Annotated in this window: 15 protein-coding genes and 1 tRNA gene; 6 read left to right on the top strand and 10 right to left on the bottom strand. The window is 73.8% G+C overall.

Annotation, left to right across the window (positions count from 1 at the left end):
- Positions 1–3: 3 nt before the first annotated feature.
- On the bottom strand, positions 4–1,755 hold the full coding sequence (locus tag EOT10_RS15245) for a putative bifunctional diguanylate cyclase/phosphodiesterase (RefSeq protein ID WP_127828732.1): 1,752 nt from the start codon (positions 1,753–1,755) through the stop codon (positions 4–6).
- A 687-nt stretch (positions 1,756–2,442) separates the two neighbouring features.
- Between EOT10_RS15245 and EOT10_RS15235 the strand changes: the two genes are divergently transcribed.
- Positions 2,443–3,693: a M6 family metalloprotease domain-containing protein gene (locus EOT10_RS15235; RefSeq protein WP_127828730.1), complete on the top strand. Its 1,251-nt coding sequence runs from the start codon at positions 2,443–2,445 to the stop codon at positions 3,691–3,693.
- Positions 3,694–3,963: 270 nt separating this feature from the next.
- Here the strand turns inward: EOT10_RS15235 and EOT10_RS15230 are convergent.
- From EOT10_RS15230 to EOT10_RS15200, 7 genes are all read right to left on the bottom strand, one after another.
- Positions 3,964–4,037: transfer RNA gene (locus EOT10_RS15230), tRNA-Lys, on the bottom strand.
- A complete protein-coding gene (locus EOT10_RS15225) occupies positions 4,028–4,654 on the bottom strand; it encodes a bifunctional DNA primase/polymerase (protein ID WP_127828729.1) in 627 nt (208 codons plus the stop codon). Before EOT10_RS15225 ends, EOT10_RS15230 begins: the two co-directional genes overlap by 10 nt.
- A gap of 119 nt (positions 4,655–4,773) precedes the next feature.
- A complete protein-coding gene (locus tag EOT10_RS15220) occupies positions 4,774–5,127 on the bottom strand; it encodes a hypothetical protein (RefSeq protein ID WP_127828728.1) in 354 nt (117 codons plus the stop codon).
- Between the two features lie 298 nt (positions 5,128–5,425).
- Positions 5,426–6,736, bottom strand: a complete 1,311-nt coding sequence (locus tag EOT10_RS15215; RefSeq protein ID WP_127828928.1) for an AAA family ATPase — start codon at positions 6,734–6,736, stop codon at positions 5,426–5,428.
- A gap of 122 nt (positions 6,737–6,858) precedes the next feature.
- Entirely contained in the window at positions 6,859–8,457 is a 1,599-nt protein-coding gene (locus EOT10_RS15210) for a hypothetical protein (RefSeq protein ID WP_127828727.1), read from the bottom strand.
- Entirely contained in the window at positions 8,448–9,650 is a 1,203-nt protein-coding gene (locus tag EOT10_RS15205) for a hypothetical protein (protein WP_127828927.1), read from the bottom strand. Before EOT10_RS15205 ends, EOT10_RS15210 begins: the two co-directional genes overlap by 10 nt.
- On the bottom strand, positions 9,577–10,587 hold the full coding sequence (locus EOT10_RS15200) for a phosphatase PAP2 family protein (RefSeq protein WP_127828726.1): 1,011 nt from the start codon (positions 10,585–10,587) through the stop codon (positions 9,577–9,579). The genes EOT10_RS15205 and EOT10_RS15200 overlap by 74 nt, the downstream gene beginning before the upstream one ends.
- A 282-nt stretch (positions 10,588–10,869) precedes the next feature.
- On the opposite strand from EOT10_RS15200, the gene EOT10_RS15195 reads away from it, so the two are divergent.
- Entirely contained in the window at positions 10,870–11,475 is a 606-nt protein-coding gene (locus EOT10_RS15195) for a histidine phosphatase family protein (protein ID WP_127828725.1), read from the top strand.
- An 89-nt stretch (positions 11,476–11,564) separates the two neighbouring features.
- On the opposite strand, the gene EOT10_RS15190 is transcribed toward EOT10_RS15195, so the two are convergent.
- Positions 11,565–12,962 (bottom strand): NsdA family TPR-like regulatory protein, encoded by a 1,398-nt coding sequence (locus EOT10_RS15190; RefSeq protein WP_127828724.1) that lies wholly within the window; start codon positions 12,960–12,962, stop codon positions 11,565–11,567.
- A 297-nt stretch (positions 12,963–13,259) separates the two neighbouring features.
- Between EOT10_RS15190 and EOT10_RS15185 the strand changes: the two genes are divergently transcribed.
- Both EOT10_RS15185 and EOT10_RS15180 read left to right on the top strand, forming a co-directional pair.
- On the top strand, positions 13,260–13,688 hold the full coding sequence (locus tag EOT10_RS15185) for a hypothetical protein (protein ID WP_189491574.1): 429 nt from the start codon (positions 13,260–13,262) through the stop codon (positions 13,686–13,688).
- 304 nt (positions 13,689–13,992) lie between these two features.
- Complete coding sequence (locus tag EOT10_RS15180; RefSeq protein ID WP_127828723.1) at positions 13,993–14,868, top strand: spermidine synthase; 876 nt, start codon at positions 13,993–13,995, stop codon at positions 14,866–14,868.
- Positions 14,869–14,890: 22 nt separating this feature from the next.
- On the opposite strand, the gene EOT10_RS15175 is transcribed toward EOT10_RS15180, so the two are convergent.
- Positions 14,891–15,430, bottom strand: coding sequence for a hypothetical protein (locus tag EOT10_RS15175; protein ID WP_431313291.1), 540 nt, complete (start codon positions 15,428–15,430; stop codon positions 14,891–14,893).
- Positions 15,431–15,562: 132 nt separating this feature from the next.
- On the opposite strand from EOT10_RS15175, the gene EOT10_RS15170 reads away from it, so the two are divergent.
- Together EOT10_RS15170 and EOT10_RS15165 are read left to right on the top strand one after the other, a co-directional pair.
- Positions 15,563–16,270, top strand: a complete 708-nt coding sequence (locus EOT10_RS15170; RefSeq protein ID WP_189491572.1) for a response regulator transcription factor — start codon at positions 15,563–15,565, stop codon at positions 16,268–16,270.
- Positions 16,267–17,676: a sensor histidine kinase gene (locus tag EOT10_RS15165; protein WP_127828721.1), complete on the top strand. Its 1,410-nt coding sequence runs from the start codon at positions 16,267–16,269 to the stop codon at positions 17,674–17,676. Before EOT10_RS15170 ends, EOT10_RS15165 begins: the two co-directional genes overlap by 4 nt.
- The last annotated feature ends 78 nt before the right edge of the window (positions 17,677–17,754 follow it).

The raw sequence follows: 17,754 nt of genomic DNA, 5'->3' as shown, positions 1-17,754 counted from the left end.
CCGTCAGGAAGTCGTCAGCAGCGCGGAGATACGATCCGGCGCCACCGGCCGCGAGTACAGCCAGCCCTGGCCCGTGTCGCAGCCGATCTGGCGCAGCCGCGCCGCCTGCGCCGCCGTCTCCACGCACTCGGCGGTCACTGTGAGCCCGAGCCGGTGTGCGAGCTGCACCATCGCCTCGACGATCACGGCGTCCGCGGGCGTCGCGTGCTCGCCCCCGTCGTCGTACTGGAAGCCGCGCACGAACGAGCCGTCCAGCTTCAGGACCGACACCGGGAGCCGGCTCAGGTAGGCGAGGTTCGAGTAGCCGGTGCCGAAGTCGTCGATGGCGATGTGCACGCCCATGTCGCTCAGCGACTGCAGGGCCTGGAGAGGGCGGCCCGCCGAGCCCATCACCGCCGACTCGGTCAGCTCCAACTGGAGGAGTTCCGGCGGGAGTCCGGTCTCCGCGAGGACCTCGGCGACATCCGCCACCAGGTCCGAGTCCCACACCTGGCGCACCGCCACGTTCACGCTCACGTAGACCGGCGGCGCCTCCGGGTGCTGCAGCTGCCAGGCCCTCGCCTGCCGGCACGCCGTGCGCAGGATCCACCGGCCCAGCTGCACGATCGAGCCGTCCTCCTCCGCCAGTCCGATGAACCGATTCGGCGACAGCATGCCGAACTGCGGGTGGTCCCAGCGCACCAGCGCCTCGACGCCGCGCAGCACCCCGTCGCCCAGATTCACCAGCGGCTGGTACTCCAGGACGAACTCGCCCCGCTCCACCGCCGGACGCAGGCCGGACGACAGGGCCTGCCGGGTCATCCGGTGCGCGTTGCGCTCCGGGTCGAAGAGCGTCCAGCGCGCCTTGCCGTCGGCCTTCGCCCAGTACAGCGTGGTGTCCGCGGCCTGCATCAGACCCGTCGCCGTCGTGCCCTCCATGTGCCGCTCCACGACCCCGATGGACGCCGACACGGCGAGCCGCTGCCCCGACAGGTCGAACGGTTCCTGGAGCGTGCGCAGCACCGAGTCGGCGAGGCCCGCGAGCTGTTCCGTACCCGCCGAGTCCTCCACGAGCAGCGCGAACTCGTCGCCGCCGAGCCGGGCGACCAGCGGGGCCACCGCGCCCCTGTCGTAGCCGATCCGGTCCGCGCAGCGCGTGAGGCGCTCGGCGACGGCGGCGAGCAGCCGGTCCCCGACGCCGTGCCCGAGCGTGTCGTTGACCGCCTTGAACCCGTCCAGGTCGAGATAGCAGAGGCCGATCCGGCCGGTGCCCGCCCCGTCGTACGCGCCCGCTTCAAGGGCGGCGGAGAGCCGCTCGAAGAACAGCGTGCGGTTCGGCAGCCGGGTCACCGGGTCGTGCATCTGCAAGTGGCGCAGCCGCGCCTGGAGTTCACGGCGGGCGCTGATGTCGGTGAGGGAGAGCAGCACCGTACGGCCGCCGGGCACGGGCGAGACGGTGACCTGGATCCACAGCGAGTGCCCGTCGGGGTGCTTGATCCGGCGGGTGCACGTCAGCCGGGCCTGCCGGCCGCGCAGCACCTCGCGGTAGCTGTGCCAGGTGCGGGAGTCGGAGGCCAGGTCCACCAGCTCGGCCGCGGTGCGCCCTTCGAGCGCGGCGGGTTCGTCGGCGCCGAGCATCGCGCTGAGCGCCGCGTTGGCGGTGACGACCTGGCCCCGGCGGTCCACGACGGCGAGGGCGAGGGGCGCGGCGAGGAAGGCCGAGAGGTAGGGAGCGGGTGGGGCGGCCGGCGGGGGAGGGGGCTCGACACCGAGCACGTCGTGGGGGCGGGTGTCGTGGGGGTGAGGATCGTGGGGGTGGGCGTCCTGGGGGCGGGCGTCCTGAGGGCGAGCCTCGTGGGGGCGGGCGTCCTGGGGCAGGGCTTCGTGGGGTCGGGCATCTTGGCCGGTGCGCGCGCTGTCGGGGGTGGGTGCGTGCGGGGGCGCCGCCACCGCTGCGGAACTCACCGCTGCGGAACTCACCGCTCCGGAACTCTCCGTGACCGCACGGCAGGTGGATTCGGGTGCCGCGCCGGCCGCTGTCGTCGGCCCTTCGGACATTCCGCTCACCGCTCGCTCCCGCAGGTGCAGTCGTTCCGGGGGTCCGGGAGGGTTGCTCCCGGGTCATCACAGTCTGGGTGGCGAACGGCTTTCGCAGCCGGGCCCGCGCAGGAAAGTGTGCCGATCATAGAGCCAGCCCCGAGGCGCGATCCAGCCTTGGCCGCCCGATCCGCCGGTTCGGCGGCACCCAGGGCCATCCGGCAGATCGTTTCTGCTCATGCCTTGCACCGCTTGTGGTGCGCCGCGATCGCAAGTGACGTTCTGTGACCGACCGGGGTGTCGCCGCCTCACTCGCCCGGGTCAGATAAACAGGGCGTAGTACCGCAAATCCCCACACTCTGGGTTGGGTGTCCCGCGTTACCCATCCCGGAGGTCGACTTGCCGCGTCCGCTGCCACTCGGGGGAGTGGAGAGAGACCGCCTGCGTTCCGCCGGCGCGGCCCTCACCGCACTCGCCGCTCTGGCCGCCACATCCCTGGTCGCGGGCCCCGCGGTCGCCGCCCCCTATGCGGGCCCCTGCGCGCTGGAGCGCACGTCCGCCCACCACTCGGAGGGTCTCGACACCTGGAACGGCGCGTATTCGCGTCCGCTCAGGACCCTCAACGCGGTGATGGTCTTCCTCTCCTTCCCGGACTCCCGGCCGATCACCACCCCCGACGAACTCACCGCGGACTACTTCCCCGCCACCACCCAGTTCTACGACCGGGCCTCCTACGGGAAGTTCCACCTGGTCCCGCACCCGCAGCGCCGCTGGCTCCGCATGCCGCACGCCTCGACCTCGTACGCCATACAGCGTGACTGGGACACCGAGCACCGCAGCGCCTATCTGCGCGACGCCCTCGCCACGGCCGACCCGCACATCGACTTCCGCAAGTACGACATCGTGTACTTCGTCGCCGACCCCGACGCCCCCGGCGTCGACTCGGACGCGACGAAGGTGGTCAACTTCGACCAGCCGATGCAGGCCGACGGCACGGACATCCGGCGCGTCGTCACCGTCTTCGAGCGGCACCCGCCCGACCGCAACGTCCTGGCCCACGAGACGGGCCACGTCTTCGACCTGCCGGACCTGTACCACCGGCCCGCCGACGGCAAGGGTGACTGGGACACCTACGTCGGCGACTGGGACGTCATGGGCAGCCAGTTCGGGCTCGCGCCGGACTTCTTCGGCTGGCACAAGTGGAAGCTGGGGTGGCTGGGCCGGCGGCAGGTCAGATGCGTGACGGGTATCGGCAGCCGGCGGCTGACGCTGGAACCCCTGAGCACCGCGCCCGCGCGAGCCGGCGCGACGCCGGGTGCGCCCCGGGCGGCCTTCGGTACGGGGGACGGCGCGAAGCTCGCCGTCGTCCGCACCGGGCGTGACAGCGCGATCGCCCTGGAGGCCCGCGGCGCCGACGGCAACGACGCGGCGACGTGCTCCGAGGGGGTGCTCGTCTACCGGGTCCGCAGCGATTCCGCCTCCGGCGACGGCCCGGTCCAGGTGCTCGACGCGCACCCCCATACGGAGGCGTGCGCGGGCGACTCGGTCTACGCACCGCTCGCGGACGCGCCGGTACGGGTGGGCGAGACGTTCACGGTGCCCGGCGAGAACGTCCGCGTCGAGGTCGAGGGCCGCACGAAATCGGGCTCCTGGACGATCAAAGTCGTCACGGGCTGACCCCGACGGGAACGCAAGAAGCCGCCCGCTCGCGCGCAGGGCCTTGAGCGGGGCGCCGGGGGAGTGCGTCTGCCGCATGCGAAAGGCCCCCCGCTTCCACGGAGGGCCTTCCACTGTCTGTGCGCCGCCAGGGACTCGAACCCCGGACCCGCTGATGCTGCGTCTCCCGGGGGACGACCCCCGGACCCCCGGCCGCCATCGGGGTGCCGGCGAGTGTGCTTGCCGCATGCGAAAGGCCCCCCGCTTCCACGGAGGGCCTTTCACTGTCTGTGCGCCGCCAGGGACTCGAACCCCGGACCCGCTGATTAAGAGTCAGCTGCTCTAACCAACTGAGCTAGCGGCGCCTGCTGACGTCGTAGACCTTAGCATCCTGATCGGCGCCAGGAAAAATCGATATCCGCACCGAGGGTTTGGCGCTCGCGCGGGCCGCGCGGACGCAGGCCCAGAGCATGACCTCGGGCCCCGGCAGCCACGGGTGGCGGGTGTCGGGGGCGACCACCCAGCGTGAGTCGGTGCGCGGTCCGGCGGGCTCGTCGGTGCCGCCGGCCGGGGGCGGGACGGTCACCGCGTCACCGGTGCCGTGACACAGCAGGGGCGGCACGGCGGGGCCCCACTCCTCCCACTCCAGGAGCGACGGCAGCCGGTGGGCGGTGCCGGGGGCCGTGAACAGGAGCATGCGGCCGCGGTGCGCGGCGACCGGGCCCGAGCCGGGCCCGTCCTCCCAGAGGCTGTCTAACATCCGGCGTCCGAACATCGACGGGACGTTCACCACGTCGAAGGTGGTGCCGCACGGCAGCACCACCGGGGCGCCGGGCCGTGACTCCCAGAGCGCGAGGGTGCTGCGCGGGTACGGGCCCGCCGACGCCAGCCACGCGGCGCCCTCCCGGGTGGCGCCCGCGATGTCGAATCGGTCGTACCGGCTCAGCTGTCCGGTGCCGCTGTGGGGGTGTGTGCCGCTCATGGCACCTACATCTACCCGGGGTGAGCGTCCGGCTTCTCAGGGTTGCCAGAAATCGGGACAGGGAGGGGCGGGGTGGAGTATCTTGCCCGGCTGGCATATGCCGTTTGCCCATTCGATCTTTACGGGCGGTTCTCCGCCGGACCGCGCATCAGGTCGCGGCCGAACTCGACCATCTTCTTCGCGTAGTCCTCGGTCCACTGCGCCTGCTCGGCGATCGCCGCGGCCGTCAGGCGGTCGAAGCGGCGCGGGTCGGCGAGCTGGGCCGCCGCGATGGCCTGGAACTCCATGGACCGGTCGGTCGCGGCACGGAACGCGTGGGTCAGCTCCGTGGCGCGGCTGAGCAGCTCGCGCGGGTCCTCGATCGACTCCAGATCGAAGAAGTGCTCGGGGTCGGCGGCGGCCTCCGCCGGCTCGAAGAGCAGCGGGGCCGGGCGCATCCGCCTCTCGGTGGGGGCCCGCTCGGGCTCCGCCATGATGTGTCCTCCTCGTACGGTGTGCAGCCCGGCGTCGCCGCCGGGACCACCTTCCATTCTCCCCGGGCCCGCAAGACCGCCCTCCCCCCTGAGGTCGCCGGACCCGCAAGGGTGCCCCCGATATTCAAGGCGTCCAGGTCACCCGGTGTTCCGCGAGGCGGGCCAGGACCGCGTGATTCGCCTCCCAGCCGTCCGGGGCTGTAGCCCTTGGCCGCCTCCGGCGGCGTGCCGGACTCCGTCCGGCGGATCGGGCGGCGCTGCTGATCGTCCGCCGGACCCGCAAGGGTGTCCCCGATATTCAAGGCGTCCAGGTCACCCGGTGTTCCGCGAGGCGGGCCAGGACCGCGTGATTCGCCTCCCAGCCGTCCGGGAACTTCACCGTCACGCCGAGCTGGACCGGTTCCGTGGAGGGGTGGTCGTCCAGGAGGTCGCTCACGCCCGCGCGGCAGACCACGATGCATGCGTGCCGGTGGCGGGACGCCAGGACGCACAGGCGGCCCGTCTCCAGGTGGAACGCCGTCGCGTCGGGGCGGCCCGACAGCGGGTGCAGGACGACCGTGACGTCGAACTCGCGGCCCTGCAGCCGGTTCGCCGTGTCCACGGTGACGTCCGTGACCCCGAGGTCCGCGAGCGCCGCGCGCACCGCCGCGGCCTGGTCGCGATGCGCCGTGCCGACCGCGATCCGGTCCGGTGTGAGGGGCGTGGGCTCCGGGCCGCGCTCCGAGACCGTGACACCGTCGCGGTCGAGCAGCCGCCGCACCACCAGGGCCAGCGCCCGTACGGCCTCCGGGTCCGTGCGGGGCGTGTGTCCGGCCGGGAGTTCCAGCAGGCCCCAGCCCGCGTCCGCCGCCTCGTCGATCACCCGGTCCGGGCCCGAGCCGTCGGACGCGGCCTTGAAGGAGAGCCGCCGGTCGCCGTGGTCCGTGCCGCTGCGGAACGGCGTGTACGGATAGAACGCGCCGGACACCAGGGGCGCGGCGGAGGCCGGGAGGCGCCAGGACACCGGGAGCCGGTGCTGCGGCAGCTCGGGGTTGTGCGCGAGCAGCGTCGTCACCGCGGACGCCGACGGGTCGTACGACAGGCCCGCCCACTGCTCGGCCCCGACGATCGCGAACGGGTCCAGCTGGCCCGGGTCGCCCACGAACAGGGCTCGCTCGAACAGGCCCGCCACGGCGAGCAGCGCGTCCGAGCGCATCTGGTACGCCTCGTCGACGATGGCGTGCTGCCAGGGGTCGACGTCCTTGACGTGCGCCCACTTCGCGGCGGTCGAGATGACGACCGGGAGCGGGGCGAGGTCGCCGGCCTTGGTCGACTTGCGCACGTTTGCCAGGTCGTCGAGCGCCTTGTCGTACGGGTCGGCGTCGCTGCTGTGCAGACGACCGACCGGCAGTTCGGGGTTCTTCTCGGCGAGCCGCAGGACGAGGTCGTCGACCTGCGCGTTCGTCTGCGCGATGACCATCAACGGGCGGCCCGCGTCCGCCAGTTCGAGCGCGGCGCGCACGACGAGCGTCGACTTCCCGGCGCCGGGCGGCGAGTCGACCACGGTGCCGCGCGCGCTGCCGCGCAGGGTGTCGCGGAGGATGGCGTCGGTGGCGGTGGCTGCCGCCACGGAGGGGGGTTCGCCGTCCGTCGCGCTGAGTCTGCGGGCCGTCGCCGGCTGGTCGCGCCCACGCGGCGGAGCCGCAGATGTCACAGCCCCGCGCTCCTGGAGGGGCGCGTTCTGAACGTCCGTCACAGTAGATCCTCCGAGGTCATGGCATCCGGCGCCTCCGGTACCGGAGCCCCCGCCTCGTCCGTCCGTGGTGGCCCCCCGTGCGTCCACGGCGTCTCCTCCGGGTCCGGGAGTTTCGGGCCGCCCCGCTGCTCGTGCTCGAAGAGCGTGAAACAGACCGTGTCGCCCTTCTCCGGGACGGAACCCGGCTCCGGTTCCTTGCCCCGGCCCATCTTGTCCAGGACGCGCAGGACGACCCCGCCCTCTTCGTCGTAGGACACGAACTCCGCGGCCTGCGGCTTGCCGTCGAGCGAGCGGTACACCATCGTGCGCTCGCCGAGATGCGGGGCGTCGTCGGTGCGGACGGTGATCAGGGGGCGCGGCCGGTTCTTCTCGTTGTACGCCGGCACCGACTCGGTCACCTCGCCCGCGAACGCCTCACCGGTCAGCCGGCGCCCGGCCATGACCAGTGGGTCGTCCAGCGCCTCCTGCGCGTCCAGCCTGGCCTGTTCGCGCTCGCGCGTCGCCAGCTTGTTGGCCGCCGTCACCGCGTCGTCGCGGCGCGGCTGCGGGGGCTCGCCCGCGGCGACGCGGTCCCGGTGACCGGTGAACGACCAGCGGTCGCGCGTCCAGCGCTCCGTGGCGCGCGGCCCCTCGGGGAGCGTGCACAGGGCGTCGAGGCCGCGCCACACCGCGTCCCAGGTGGGCCGGGTCCGGCTCTCGACGAGCGCGTGGACCGCGCGCTCGGCCGCCGCGAGCTCACCCATCCTGATGTCCGCCTCGACGGCGTCCTCGGCGGCGGAGACCGCGGCGCGCGCCTTGTCGTAGCGCTCGATCGCGGGCGCGAGCAGCTGGTTGTCGAAGGCGGGGTCGGTGGCCGGTCCTGCGGGCGGGCAGACGAGCTGGCCGGCCGCGTCCCGCGACAGCTCGGCACGGAGCGCGGCCTCGGCGCCCGACGTGCCGTCCGGGGCCTCGATCCAGGCGAGCAGCGCGCCCAGGTGCTGGTCCTCCAGGGTGGACTGGCCCGTCGCCCAGTGCCGGGACAGCAGGTCCGTCATGGCGAGCAGGAGCGCCGAGCCGGGCACCCTGGCCCGCTCCCCGAAGTGCGTCAGCCAGCGGCCGAGGAGCGGGACGTGCGGCGGCGCGGGATAGGGCGCCTCCGGGTCCTGCTCGGCGGTACGGCGGAAGCGCATCGAGCGCCCGAGGAGCCGGACGAACTCGATGCCGGAACGGCTCGGCACGATCAGCTGCGGCGCGTCCGCGCACAGCTCGACCTCGACCTTGACCCGCTTGCCGGTCCCGGGATCCGTCTCGGCGCGCTCGGCGGTCTCCACCTCGGACGCGAACCCGTCCACGTACGGCAGGACGACCCCGGCGAGCTCGGCGAGGAACGCGAAGCGGAGGTCGCGGTCGCGGGGCTGGGGCACGACCAGGAGCCGGGGCGAGGTCCGCTCCGTGCCGACGAGCGCGCCGAGCGGGGCACCCGCCTCACCCGCGGTGATGAGCGGGACGAGGACGAGGGGGCGCTGCGACAGATGACGGTGCCGGACCGTCGCGACGGCTTGCGCCCGCCCGCTCTGTACGGCTTCGAGGCGGGCCAGATCGGTGATCAGCGACATGCCGGCGCCTCCTCTGCCGACGCCACGTGCCCGAGGCCCGGACCCGGCAACCCCAGTGCCTCCGCCCGTAGTTGAGCCGCTCTGCGCAGGGCGATGACCGCCGGGTCGTGCGGGTCCCCGGCGTGGCCGTGGGCCGCCGCCAGGACCTCGTCGACCGTGGTCAGGCCGCCCAACTCGGCCCGCAGGCCCCGGCCCAGAGACGTCACCGCCCCGGCCGCGCGGGCCCGGTCGCGGCAGTGGAACGCCAGCTCGCACGCGGCCAGGCACTCTGGCGCGTACGTCGCCGGGACCGACTCGACCGCCTCCGTCAGCGCGTCCGCGGAGTGCGTGACGTCGAAGCACGTGCCCTCGGGGAGCGCGTCCGCGATGTCCTCGATGCGGGTGAGCCGGTCCAGCTGCCGCCGCGTCACCGACACCTGCTTGCGTACGTCGACGGCGGACGCCGCCGGAAGGTTGCTGAAGTCCTTGGGGCAGACGAGCAGGATGCGGTGCCCGATGCGCGGCGGCGGGTCGAGGTGCCCGGCCACCCGTTCGAGCGCGAGCACATACACCGCCGCCTGGCGGGCCGCCGCGCCGACCTTCGCCGCGTCCGCGCTGCCGTCGATCATCGGGAAGGACTTGATCTCGACGACCGTCCACGTCCCGTCGGGGTGCACCACCACCGCGTCCGGTTCGAGGAACGCCGGGGTGCCCGCGACGTCCAGGGCGAGCATCGGGTGCTCAAGGAACGTCCACGCGCCCGCGCCGGCCGCCTCCGCCGTCGCCTCGCGCAGCGCCAGTGCCGTACGGGCCGTGCGGCCCTCGGGCCCGGCCGCCGTCAGATCCGGCGTTCGCGCCTCGCCCGGCACCGGCTCCGGGCCGCCGCCGAGGCGCTCGCGCACGAGCCGCAGCAGCTCCGCGCCCCCGTCGGCCTTGACCTTCGCCTCGAACGCGTTCCCCCGCGTCAGCGCGAACTGCGACTGGCCGAACCCGGACGGGGAGCCGAGCGCGTCCGCGAGCTTCGCCTTGTCGACGCCCGCCCCGTCGAGCAGCGCGCGCCGCCGGCACCCCGGGTTCGCCGCGAGCGCGGCCAGCGCCCGCGCGTCGAGCGGACGCGGCGGGGTGTCGGGGCCGCGCAGCTCAGCCAACTGGTGCCGGAGCGCCGTCCCCCGCGTCCGCGGGACGGGCTCCGGGGCCGCCGCCCGGTGCCGCACTGGCCTTGCGCTGTCGGGGAATTCGCTCACCCGTCGAAGTCTGGCACTCTCCACTGACAATCGAGGACGCCACCGGGAAAGACGCCACCGGGAAAGGGGAGGTGGAAGGGGCGTGCCCGTACCCATGTGACCCCGGCGACCCCGGCGCGAACGCGCCCCGCATCCGGTTCCGCAGCATCCCCGCGACCCGCAGCACCGGCCGGCTGACCGCGAATCCGAGGCCGATCACGGCCGCCCCGGCGAGCGCGTCGAAGAGGTAGTGGTTCGCCGTCCCCATCACCACGAACGTCGTGATCAGCGGGTACGCGATCCCGGCCGCCCGGGTCAGCGGCGTACGGCCGTGGCGCCACAGCACGACCCCGCACCACACCGCCCAGCCGACGTGCAGGCTCGGCATCGCCGCGTACTGGTTCGTCATGCCGCCGAGGCCGCGCGGCGCGCTGGCCTCCGAACCCCACCAGCCCCACGAGCTGTACTGCGCCATGGTGTCGACGAAGCCGTGGCCGGGGGCGAGGAGGCGCGGCGGGCAGGTCGGCAGCAGCGTGAAGCCGATCAGACCGATCAGGGTGGAGGTCATCAGCCAGGTCCTGGCGGCGCGGAAGTGGCCGGCGCGGCTGCGGAAGAGCCAGATCAGGATGCCCGGAGTGACGAGGTAGTGCAGGGAGGCGTACCAGAAGTCGGCGGGGACGCCGATCCAGGCCTCGGAGGTGAAGAGACGGTTCAGCGGGTGTTCGAGGTTGAGATGGAGTGCCTTCTCGGCCCGGAGTATCGCGAGGCCGTGGCCGACCGCGCTCGCCGTGTCCCCGCGGACGAGGAGCCGGCCCATGGAGTAGGCGGCGTAGACCACCAGGATCAGTGGGAGCTCGGTCCACCAGCGCAGCCGGTCGCCCGCTGTCGCCGCTGTCGCCGCGGTGGGCGGTGCCTCGGTCTGCGACATCCCGCCGCTCCCCCTTAACCCCTCGTACGGCTGTCCGTGGCCACGTGGCCCACTTCACGGTGTATGTGATCGCCGGGAAGGGGGCTTCTCCGATCCACCAAGACGCCGTGATCGCCCGGTGGGTTGCCTGAACGCGGGGTGAGCGATGATGGAACGAGCGGGCACGCCTGGCCTGACTTGTCGGCACATGGCGTCCCATTTCGCCCGCCGTCGTTCGCCCGTACTCGTTCACCCGCCCTCGTTCGCCCTCCTTCGTTCACCCGCCCTCGGAAAGGCCCCCCCATGGCACCGCGCATCCTGTTGGCCCGGCATGGACAGACGGAATGGTCACTGTCCGGGCGGCACACCGGCAGGACCGACATCCCCCTCCTCGAAGAGGGGCGGCGCGGCGCGAAGCTCCTCGGCGAACGGCTGCACCGGTCCCCGCTCGACGGGCTCCCCGACGCGGAGGTGCGCACCAGCCCGCTCTCCCGCGCGCGCGAGACCTGCGACCTGACCGGCTTCGGGGACCGGGCCACGGAGTGGGACGCGCTCATGGAGTGGGACTACGGCGCGTACGAGGGCCTGACCCCCGCGCAGATCCAGGAGCGGCGCCCCGGCTGGTTCATCTGGCGCGACGGCGTGCCCGAGGGGGAGACCCTGGAGCAGCTGACCGCGCGGGCCGACGAGGTCGTCGCCTGGGCCAGGTCGGCGGACCGGGACGCCCTCGTGTTCGCGCACGGCCACATCCTGCGCTCCATCGGCGCGCGCTGGCTCGGCCTCCCGCTCGACTTCGCGGCCCGCATCCGCCTCAACCCGACCTCCCTTTCGGTCCTCGGCTGGGCCTACGGGGAACCCGCGATCGAGTCCTGGAACGACCTCGGCCACCTCGCGGGCCAGGAGGACTGAGGGCGGGCCAGGAGGGCTGAGGACCAGGAGGACTGAGGGCGGGCCAGGAGGACTGAGTGCGGGCCAGGAGGACTGAGGACCAGGAGATCTCAGTACGCGCGTGGGGCGGAGGCGTGCTGCTCCAGGAACGCCGAGACGCCCGACGCCCTGCGGTGCGGAAGGAGCACGCGCGCGGTGGTCGCCAGCATCGACTGGATGCGGGACGACTGCACCTCCGTCAGCAGGTGCAGGACCCGCATCCCCGCCGACGCGGCCTCGTCCGGGTGGCCCGCGCGTGCCAGGTCGTCGGCGAGTTCCGCCGTGTACAGGGCGATGTTCCGCGTGAAGTGCGGGTCCTGGAGGGCGGCGGCGCGGCGCGCGTGCCGGGCGGCGCGGGCCCAGTCGCCGAGCGCCGAGTAGCACTGCGCCTCCAGGCCCTCGAGCTCCGCCTCGCCGTAGAAACTCATCCACTCCGGGTCGCCGTCCGACGCCCCGCGCGCGAAGAGCGCCTGCGCACGGGCAAGCGCCCGCTCGCAGCCCGTACGGTCCCCGAGCCCCGCCCAGCCGCCGGCCTCGCGCAGCGCAAGCAGGGACAGCAGCCGCGGTGACGCCAGCTGGGCCGCGATCCGCGTGGCCGCCTGCGCCGCCCGCACCGCCTCCCTCGGCCGCCCCGCGTCGCGCGCGAGGAACGCCGTGTTGCAGAACGCGTGCGCCTCCAGGGCCGGGTCGCCCGCCACGCGCGCGGTGGCCAGGGCCTCCGCGTAGTGCGAGCGCGCGTCGTCGAAGCGCCCCGAGTCGTGCGCCAACCAGCCCACGGAGATGGCGAGTTCACCGGCCCCGGCCTGGAGCCGCTCGGCCGTGCCGGGCGCCGCGGTCCCCGCGTCGAGCAGGGCGAACGCGGTCCGCAGCGGGGCGGCGGCCCGCTTGTAGAGCCCGTCGGCGCCGTGCCGGTCGTCGAGCAGCCGGATCCGGCGGATGGCCTCCTCGACCGCGCCGACACCGGCCTCGGGCGCCGTGCGCCCGCCGCGGGCCGCCGCCGGATGTGCCGACGTGTGACCGGCCGGACCGTCGGACGCCAGGCCGAAGGGTGTGAGGGACGCGAGGGCCACGGTGGCCGTCCCTCCCGTCATGAATGCGCGACGCCGCACGTCGCTCTCCTCGTCGTGGTGCGGGAACTCGAACTCGGTGCGCGCGAGGGGTACGGGCTCCGCGGGACATGCCGCTCGGCCGCGGACGGCCGAGCGGGGCGCGAACCCCAGATCCGTGAGCGAGCGGCCCGGGAACATGTGCAGGAACACCCGCTCGTACGCGTAGTTGGGGCAGCGGATCTCGCCTGCCTCCACCCGCCCGATGTACCGCGCGTCGCAGCTGACCCGCTCGCCGATCTCCCGGGCGGCCCGTCGTACCGAGGCCGCGAACTCGCCCGGTGAGCGCTGCCCCCGCAGCCGCCTGAAGGCGAGATTCGGCCGCGGGGACTGCGTTGACGATGCCACCGGTGACGGCGTCATGACCGGGCCCTCTCGTGCGAACCGTGCCGGATCACCGGGGAGTTGGGTGCCATGCGACCCAAGGGCAACCCCTGTTCCGACGGGGCACGAAGGTACCTGCTGTAACGAGTCCGACACGCAGTGTTTGGCTACAAACCGGATATCTCACCCAGCATCTGCCATGAAGTGCCATCCTTTGCGGCGGTGTTCCGCCGTAGCCGTTGACGCTTACGGCCGTTGAACCTTGCGGGGCCGGAGCGGTCGCGTTCCGGTCGTGCCATTCGTGCAACCCGTACGCGAGAGCGAGGAGGGGCTGACGTGTTGGAGGCATCACTTTCCACGGCGCGGCACCGGCCGACTCAGGATCACAGCGCGCCGCCCCGTGACGGCGCTTCCTGCGACGTGGTGACCGTCCCGGCCCGGCAGGGCCTCGAAGCGGTCGACATCCTGCGCCGGGGCGCCACCGAGGCCGTCGGCCCGGTCCTGCACGACGGGGACTGCGACACCCTCGGGTTCCTCGTGCCGCCCGGCACCGCCGACGCCTGGGACGTCCCCGGCAGCGCCTGCACCCACACCCCGCCCGCACCGGGCCGCCCCGGCGCGGGACCCGTGCCGCCCGCCCCGGTCGAGGGCGGCGGCTGGCTCCTCCCGCCCGGCGAGGCCGAGCTGGTCACCGACCCGGCCGTCCTGCGGGCGGCGCTCGACGAGGCGGCCCGCACGATCGAGGCCGCGGACAACTGCCGCTGAAGCCTCCGCCGGGCCTTTCGCCGTACGGTCGCTGAAGCCTCCGCCGGGCCTTTCCCTGTACGTTGCCGAGGCCTCCCCGCTGGGCCTTTCGCCGTACGTCGCCGAAGCCGTCCGGAAGGGCCCTGCGCTGCCGAATCCTCCGGCCGGGCCCGTCGCCATACGGCCGCCGAGACCTCCGACCGGGCCCTTCGCCGTACCGTCGCCGAGGCCGTCCGCCGGGACTCTGCGGCGCTGAGGCGGGCCCCCGGACCCCTCGTCGTACGGCCGCTGCGCCGAGCCGCGCCACCGCGCCGATAATGGACGGATGGCAAGGGCGAAGAGCGGGCGGGACAGGGCGGCACGTGGCGGCCGGGAGGCGGTCGTCGAGGCCGTCGACGGCGGGCTCGCCGAGCTGATCCCCGACCGGGACAGGCCGCGCGGCTGGACGCTGCTCGTGGACGGCGCCCCGCAGTCCCACGTCGACCTCGACGACCCCGGGCACCTCGACTTCGAGTACCAGCGCAGGATCGGTCACGTCATCGATCTCGCCGTGGACAAGGGCCGCCCCGTGCACGCCGTGCACCTGGGAGGCGGCGCCCTCACCCTCGCCCGCTACGTCGCCGCGACCCGCCCCCGCTCCACCCAGCAGGTCATCGAACGCGACGAGGCGCTCGTCCAACTGGTGCGCCGCGAGCTGCCGTTGGACCCGGGTGCCCGCATACGTGTCCGCGCCCTCGACGCCCGCGACGGCTTGGCGAAACTTCCCGACGGGTGGGCGGACCTCCTGATAGCCGACGTGTTCAGCGGAGCCCGTACGCCCGCGCACCTCACCAGCACCGAGTTCCTGGGCGAGGTCCGCCGCGTGGTCAAGCCCGGCGGGGCGTACGTGGCCAACCTCGCCGACGGGCCGCCCCTCGCCCACCTGCGGGGCCAGATCGCCACCGCCGCCGCCGTGTTCCCCGAACTCGCCCTCGTCGCCGACCCGGCCGTCCTGCGCGGCAAGCGGTTCGGCAACGCGGTGCTCGTCGCCTCCGACCGTCCCCTGCCCGTCGCCGAACTGACCCGGCGCGCGGCGAGCGACCCGCACCCCGCCCGCGTCGAACACGGCAGGTCCCTCGCGGACTTCACCGGCGGAGCGACCGCCGTCACCGACGCGGGCGCGGTCGCCTCACCCGCGCCCCCACCGTCCGTCTTCCGGTAGCACCGGAGGAGCCCGCGGGGCGTCAGTACCTGGCGACTTCCACGCTCGGTGCGTGGTCGTGCCACGTGCAGAACACCGACACCTTGTCCGTGCCCGCCGTGAACTCGACGCGGATCCACGTCGAGTCCTTCCACACCTGCACCGACCAGCCCGCGGCCGGCGTCGCCGAGACCAGCGTCGCCGAGTCCTTGCCCAGGTCGAACACGGCCCGGCCGCCGTCCGTCGTATAGCCCTTCACGGTGCCGGACGGCGACGGTCCGGACGGCGACGGTCCGGACGGCGACGGTGACGCGGGCGGCTTCGGCGTGCGGCTCGGGGGCGGCGGGGTGGCCGTGCCCGGCGCGTGGGACGGCTCGCGGGTGCGGGACGGCGAAGGCGACGGGCGGTGCGTGGCGGAGGGCCGCGCGTCGGCGGCGCCCGCCGCGACCGGCACCGCGCGCGGCGGGTCGTAGGCCGTGCCCGCCATCACCGTGTGCACGCCCCACCACGACAGCGTGACGGCCGCGCCGGTGGCCAGCAGCCAGGCCGCCGTGTGAACGAGTCCTCTGCGCAGGCGGTGCATCGCGGCCATACTGCCGCACCCGCCCCACCCGTGTCCCACAGGGACCGGACCAGCCTCGGACCTGGGCGGAAGCGGTACCGGACCTGGGCGGAATCAGGACCGGCGTCGCCCGTATGGCGTACGGTGCCGCCCATGGCAAGTGTGCTCGTGGTCGAGGACGACCAGTTCGTGCGCTCGGCCCTCATCCGGCACCTGACCGAGGCCTCCCACACCGTACGGAGCGTCGGCACGGCCCTGGAGGCGCTGCGCGAGGTCGCCCATTTCCGGTTCGACGTCGTGATCCTCGACCTCGGCCTGCCCGATCTGGACGGCTCCGAGGCGCTCAAGATGCTGCGGGGGATCACCGACGTACCCGTGATCATCGCCACCGCGCGCGACGACGAGACCGAGATCGTACGGCTGCTCAACGACGGGGCCGACGACTACCTCACCAAGCCGTTCTCGCCCGAGCACCTGGCGGCGCGGATGGCCGCCGTGCTGCGCCGGTCCCGCGCCAGCGGCGCCGCCGAACCGCCCTCCCGCCTCCTCCAGGTCGGCGGCCTCGCCATCGACCCGCTGCGCCGCCAGGCCGCGCTGGACGGCGCGCGGCTCGACCTGACCCGGCGCGAGTTCGACCTGCTCGCCTTCCTCGCGGGCCGGCCGGGCGTCGTCGTCCCGCGCAAGGAACTCCTCGCCGAGGTGTGGCAGCAGTCGTACGGGGACGATCAGACCATCGACGTCCATCTGTCGTGGCTCAGACGGAAACTGGGCGAGACCGCCGCCCGGCCGCGCTATCTGCACACCCTGCGCGGAGTCGGCGTGAAGCTGGAGCCGCCGCAGCCGGAGGGCGGGACGGCGTGAGGTGGGCCCTGGTCAAGGTGTGCCTCGCGGTCACCGCCATGGTCGTCGTCGCCTTCGCGGTTCCGCTCGGGCTCGTCGTCAAGGAGATGGCCAGGGACCGCGCTTTCTCCAACGCCGAGCGGACGGCCGCCGCGCTCGGGCCCACCCTCTCCATCACCACCGACCGGGACGAGCTCGCCCGCGCCCTCGCCACCGTGCAGACCGGCGGCGAGGGCCGGATGTCCGTGTACGTCCCGCCCGACAGTGCCCACCCCGCGATCCGGCTCGGCGAGCAGCGCGTCGACGCGAGCGAGCTGGACATCCAGCGGGCGCGGTCCCTCGACGTACCGGGCGGCTCGGTGTGGCTCCAGCCGATCGCCGTGAGCACCGCGAAGATCGCCGTCGTCGAGGTGTACGTCCCCGAGTCCGAGGTCACCAACGGCGTCACGACCGCGTGGCTCGTCCTCGCGGGCGTCGGCATCGCGCTCGTCATCGGCTCGGTCGCGGTCGCCGACCGGCTCGGCGTACGCATGGTGCAGCCCGCCCGGCGCCTGGTGGGCGCCGCGCACGACCTGGGCGAGGGCAAGCTCGGCGCGCGCGTCCCCGAGGACGGGCCGACCGAACTGCGCCTGGCCGCCGTCGCGTTCAACTCCATGGCCGACCAGGTCGTCCAACTCCTCGCCAACGAGAGGGAGTTGGCGGCCGATCTCTCGCATCGCCTGCGCACTCCGCTCACCGTGCTCCGGCTCAACGCCGCCTCGCTCGGGAACGGGCCCGCCGCCGAGCAGACGCGGGCGGCCGTCGAGCAGCTGGAGCGCGAGGTCGACACCATCATCCGCACCGCCCGCGACGCCAAGCCGCAGACCGCCGCCGCCGGGCCCGGCGCCGGGTGCGACGCCGCCGAGGTGATCCGCGAGCGCATGGACTTCTGGTCGGCGCTCGCCGAGGACGAGGGGCGCAAGGTGCGCGTCGCCGGGGTCGAACGGCCCGTACGCATCCCGGTGGCGCGCGGCGAGCTGGCCGCCGCCCTCGACGCACTCCTCGGCAACGTCTTCCGGCACACCCCGGAGGGCACGGCCTTCGCCGTCGACGTGCACAGCGGCGAGGACGCCGTGATCGTGCTCGTCTCCGACGCGGGCCCGGGCATCCTCGACCCGGACGCGGCGATGGCGCGCGGGCGCGGGTCGGGCAGCGACGGCTCCACCGGGCTCGGGCTCGACATCGTGCGGCGCCTCGCGGAGTCGACGGGCGGCGACGTGCGGATCGGGTCCTCGGTGCTCGGGGGGACCGAGGTGCGGATCTGGGTGCAGCTGGACGGGCGCGGGCCCGTGGAGGGGCGGCGGGGGCACCGGGGAGGGACCCGGCGGCGCGTGCCTCTGCGTAACCGGTCGGACCGGCTCCGTTCCGGGATTGGTCTCGACCTTTAATCGGTCCCGATCTCTCCCTTAAGCCCACCCTAAGAACCTCAACGCCCCACCCTGGTACCCCATTTGCCGGGTTCCAGG

The organism is Streptomyces antnestii, from assembly GCF_004005495.1.
GTDB classification, from domain to species: Bacteria; Actinomycetota; Actinomycetes; order Streptomycetales; family Streptomycetaceae; genus Streptomyces; species Streptomyces antnestii.
The sequence above is the reverse complement of the archived record's forward strand: the minus strand, read 5'-3'. Positions and strand labels throughout refer to the sequence as shown.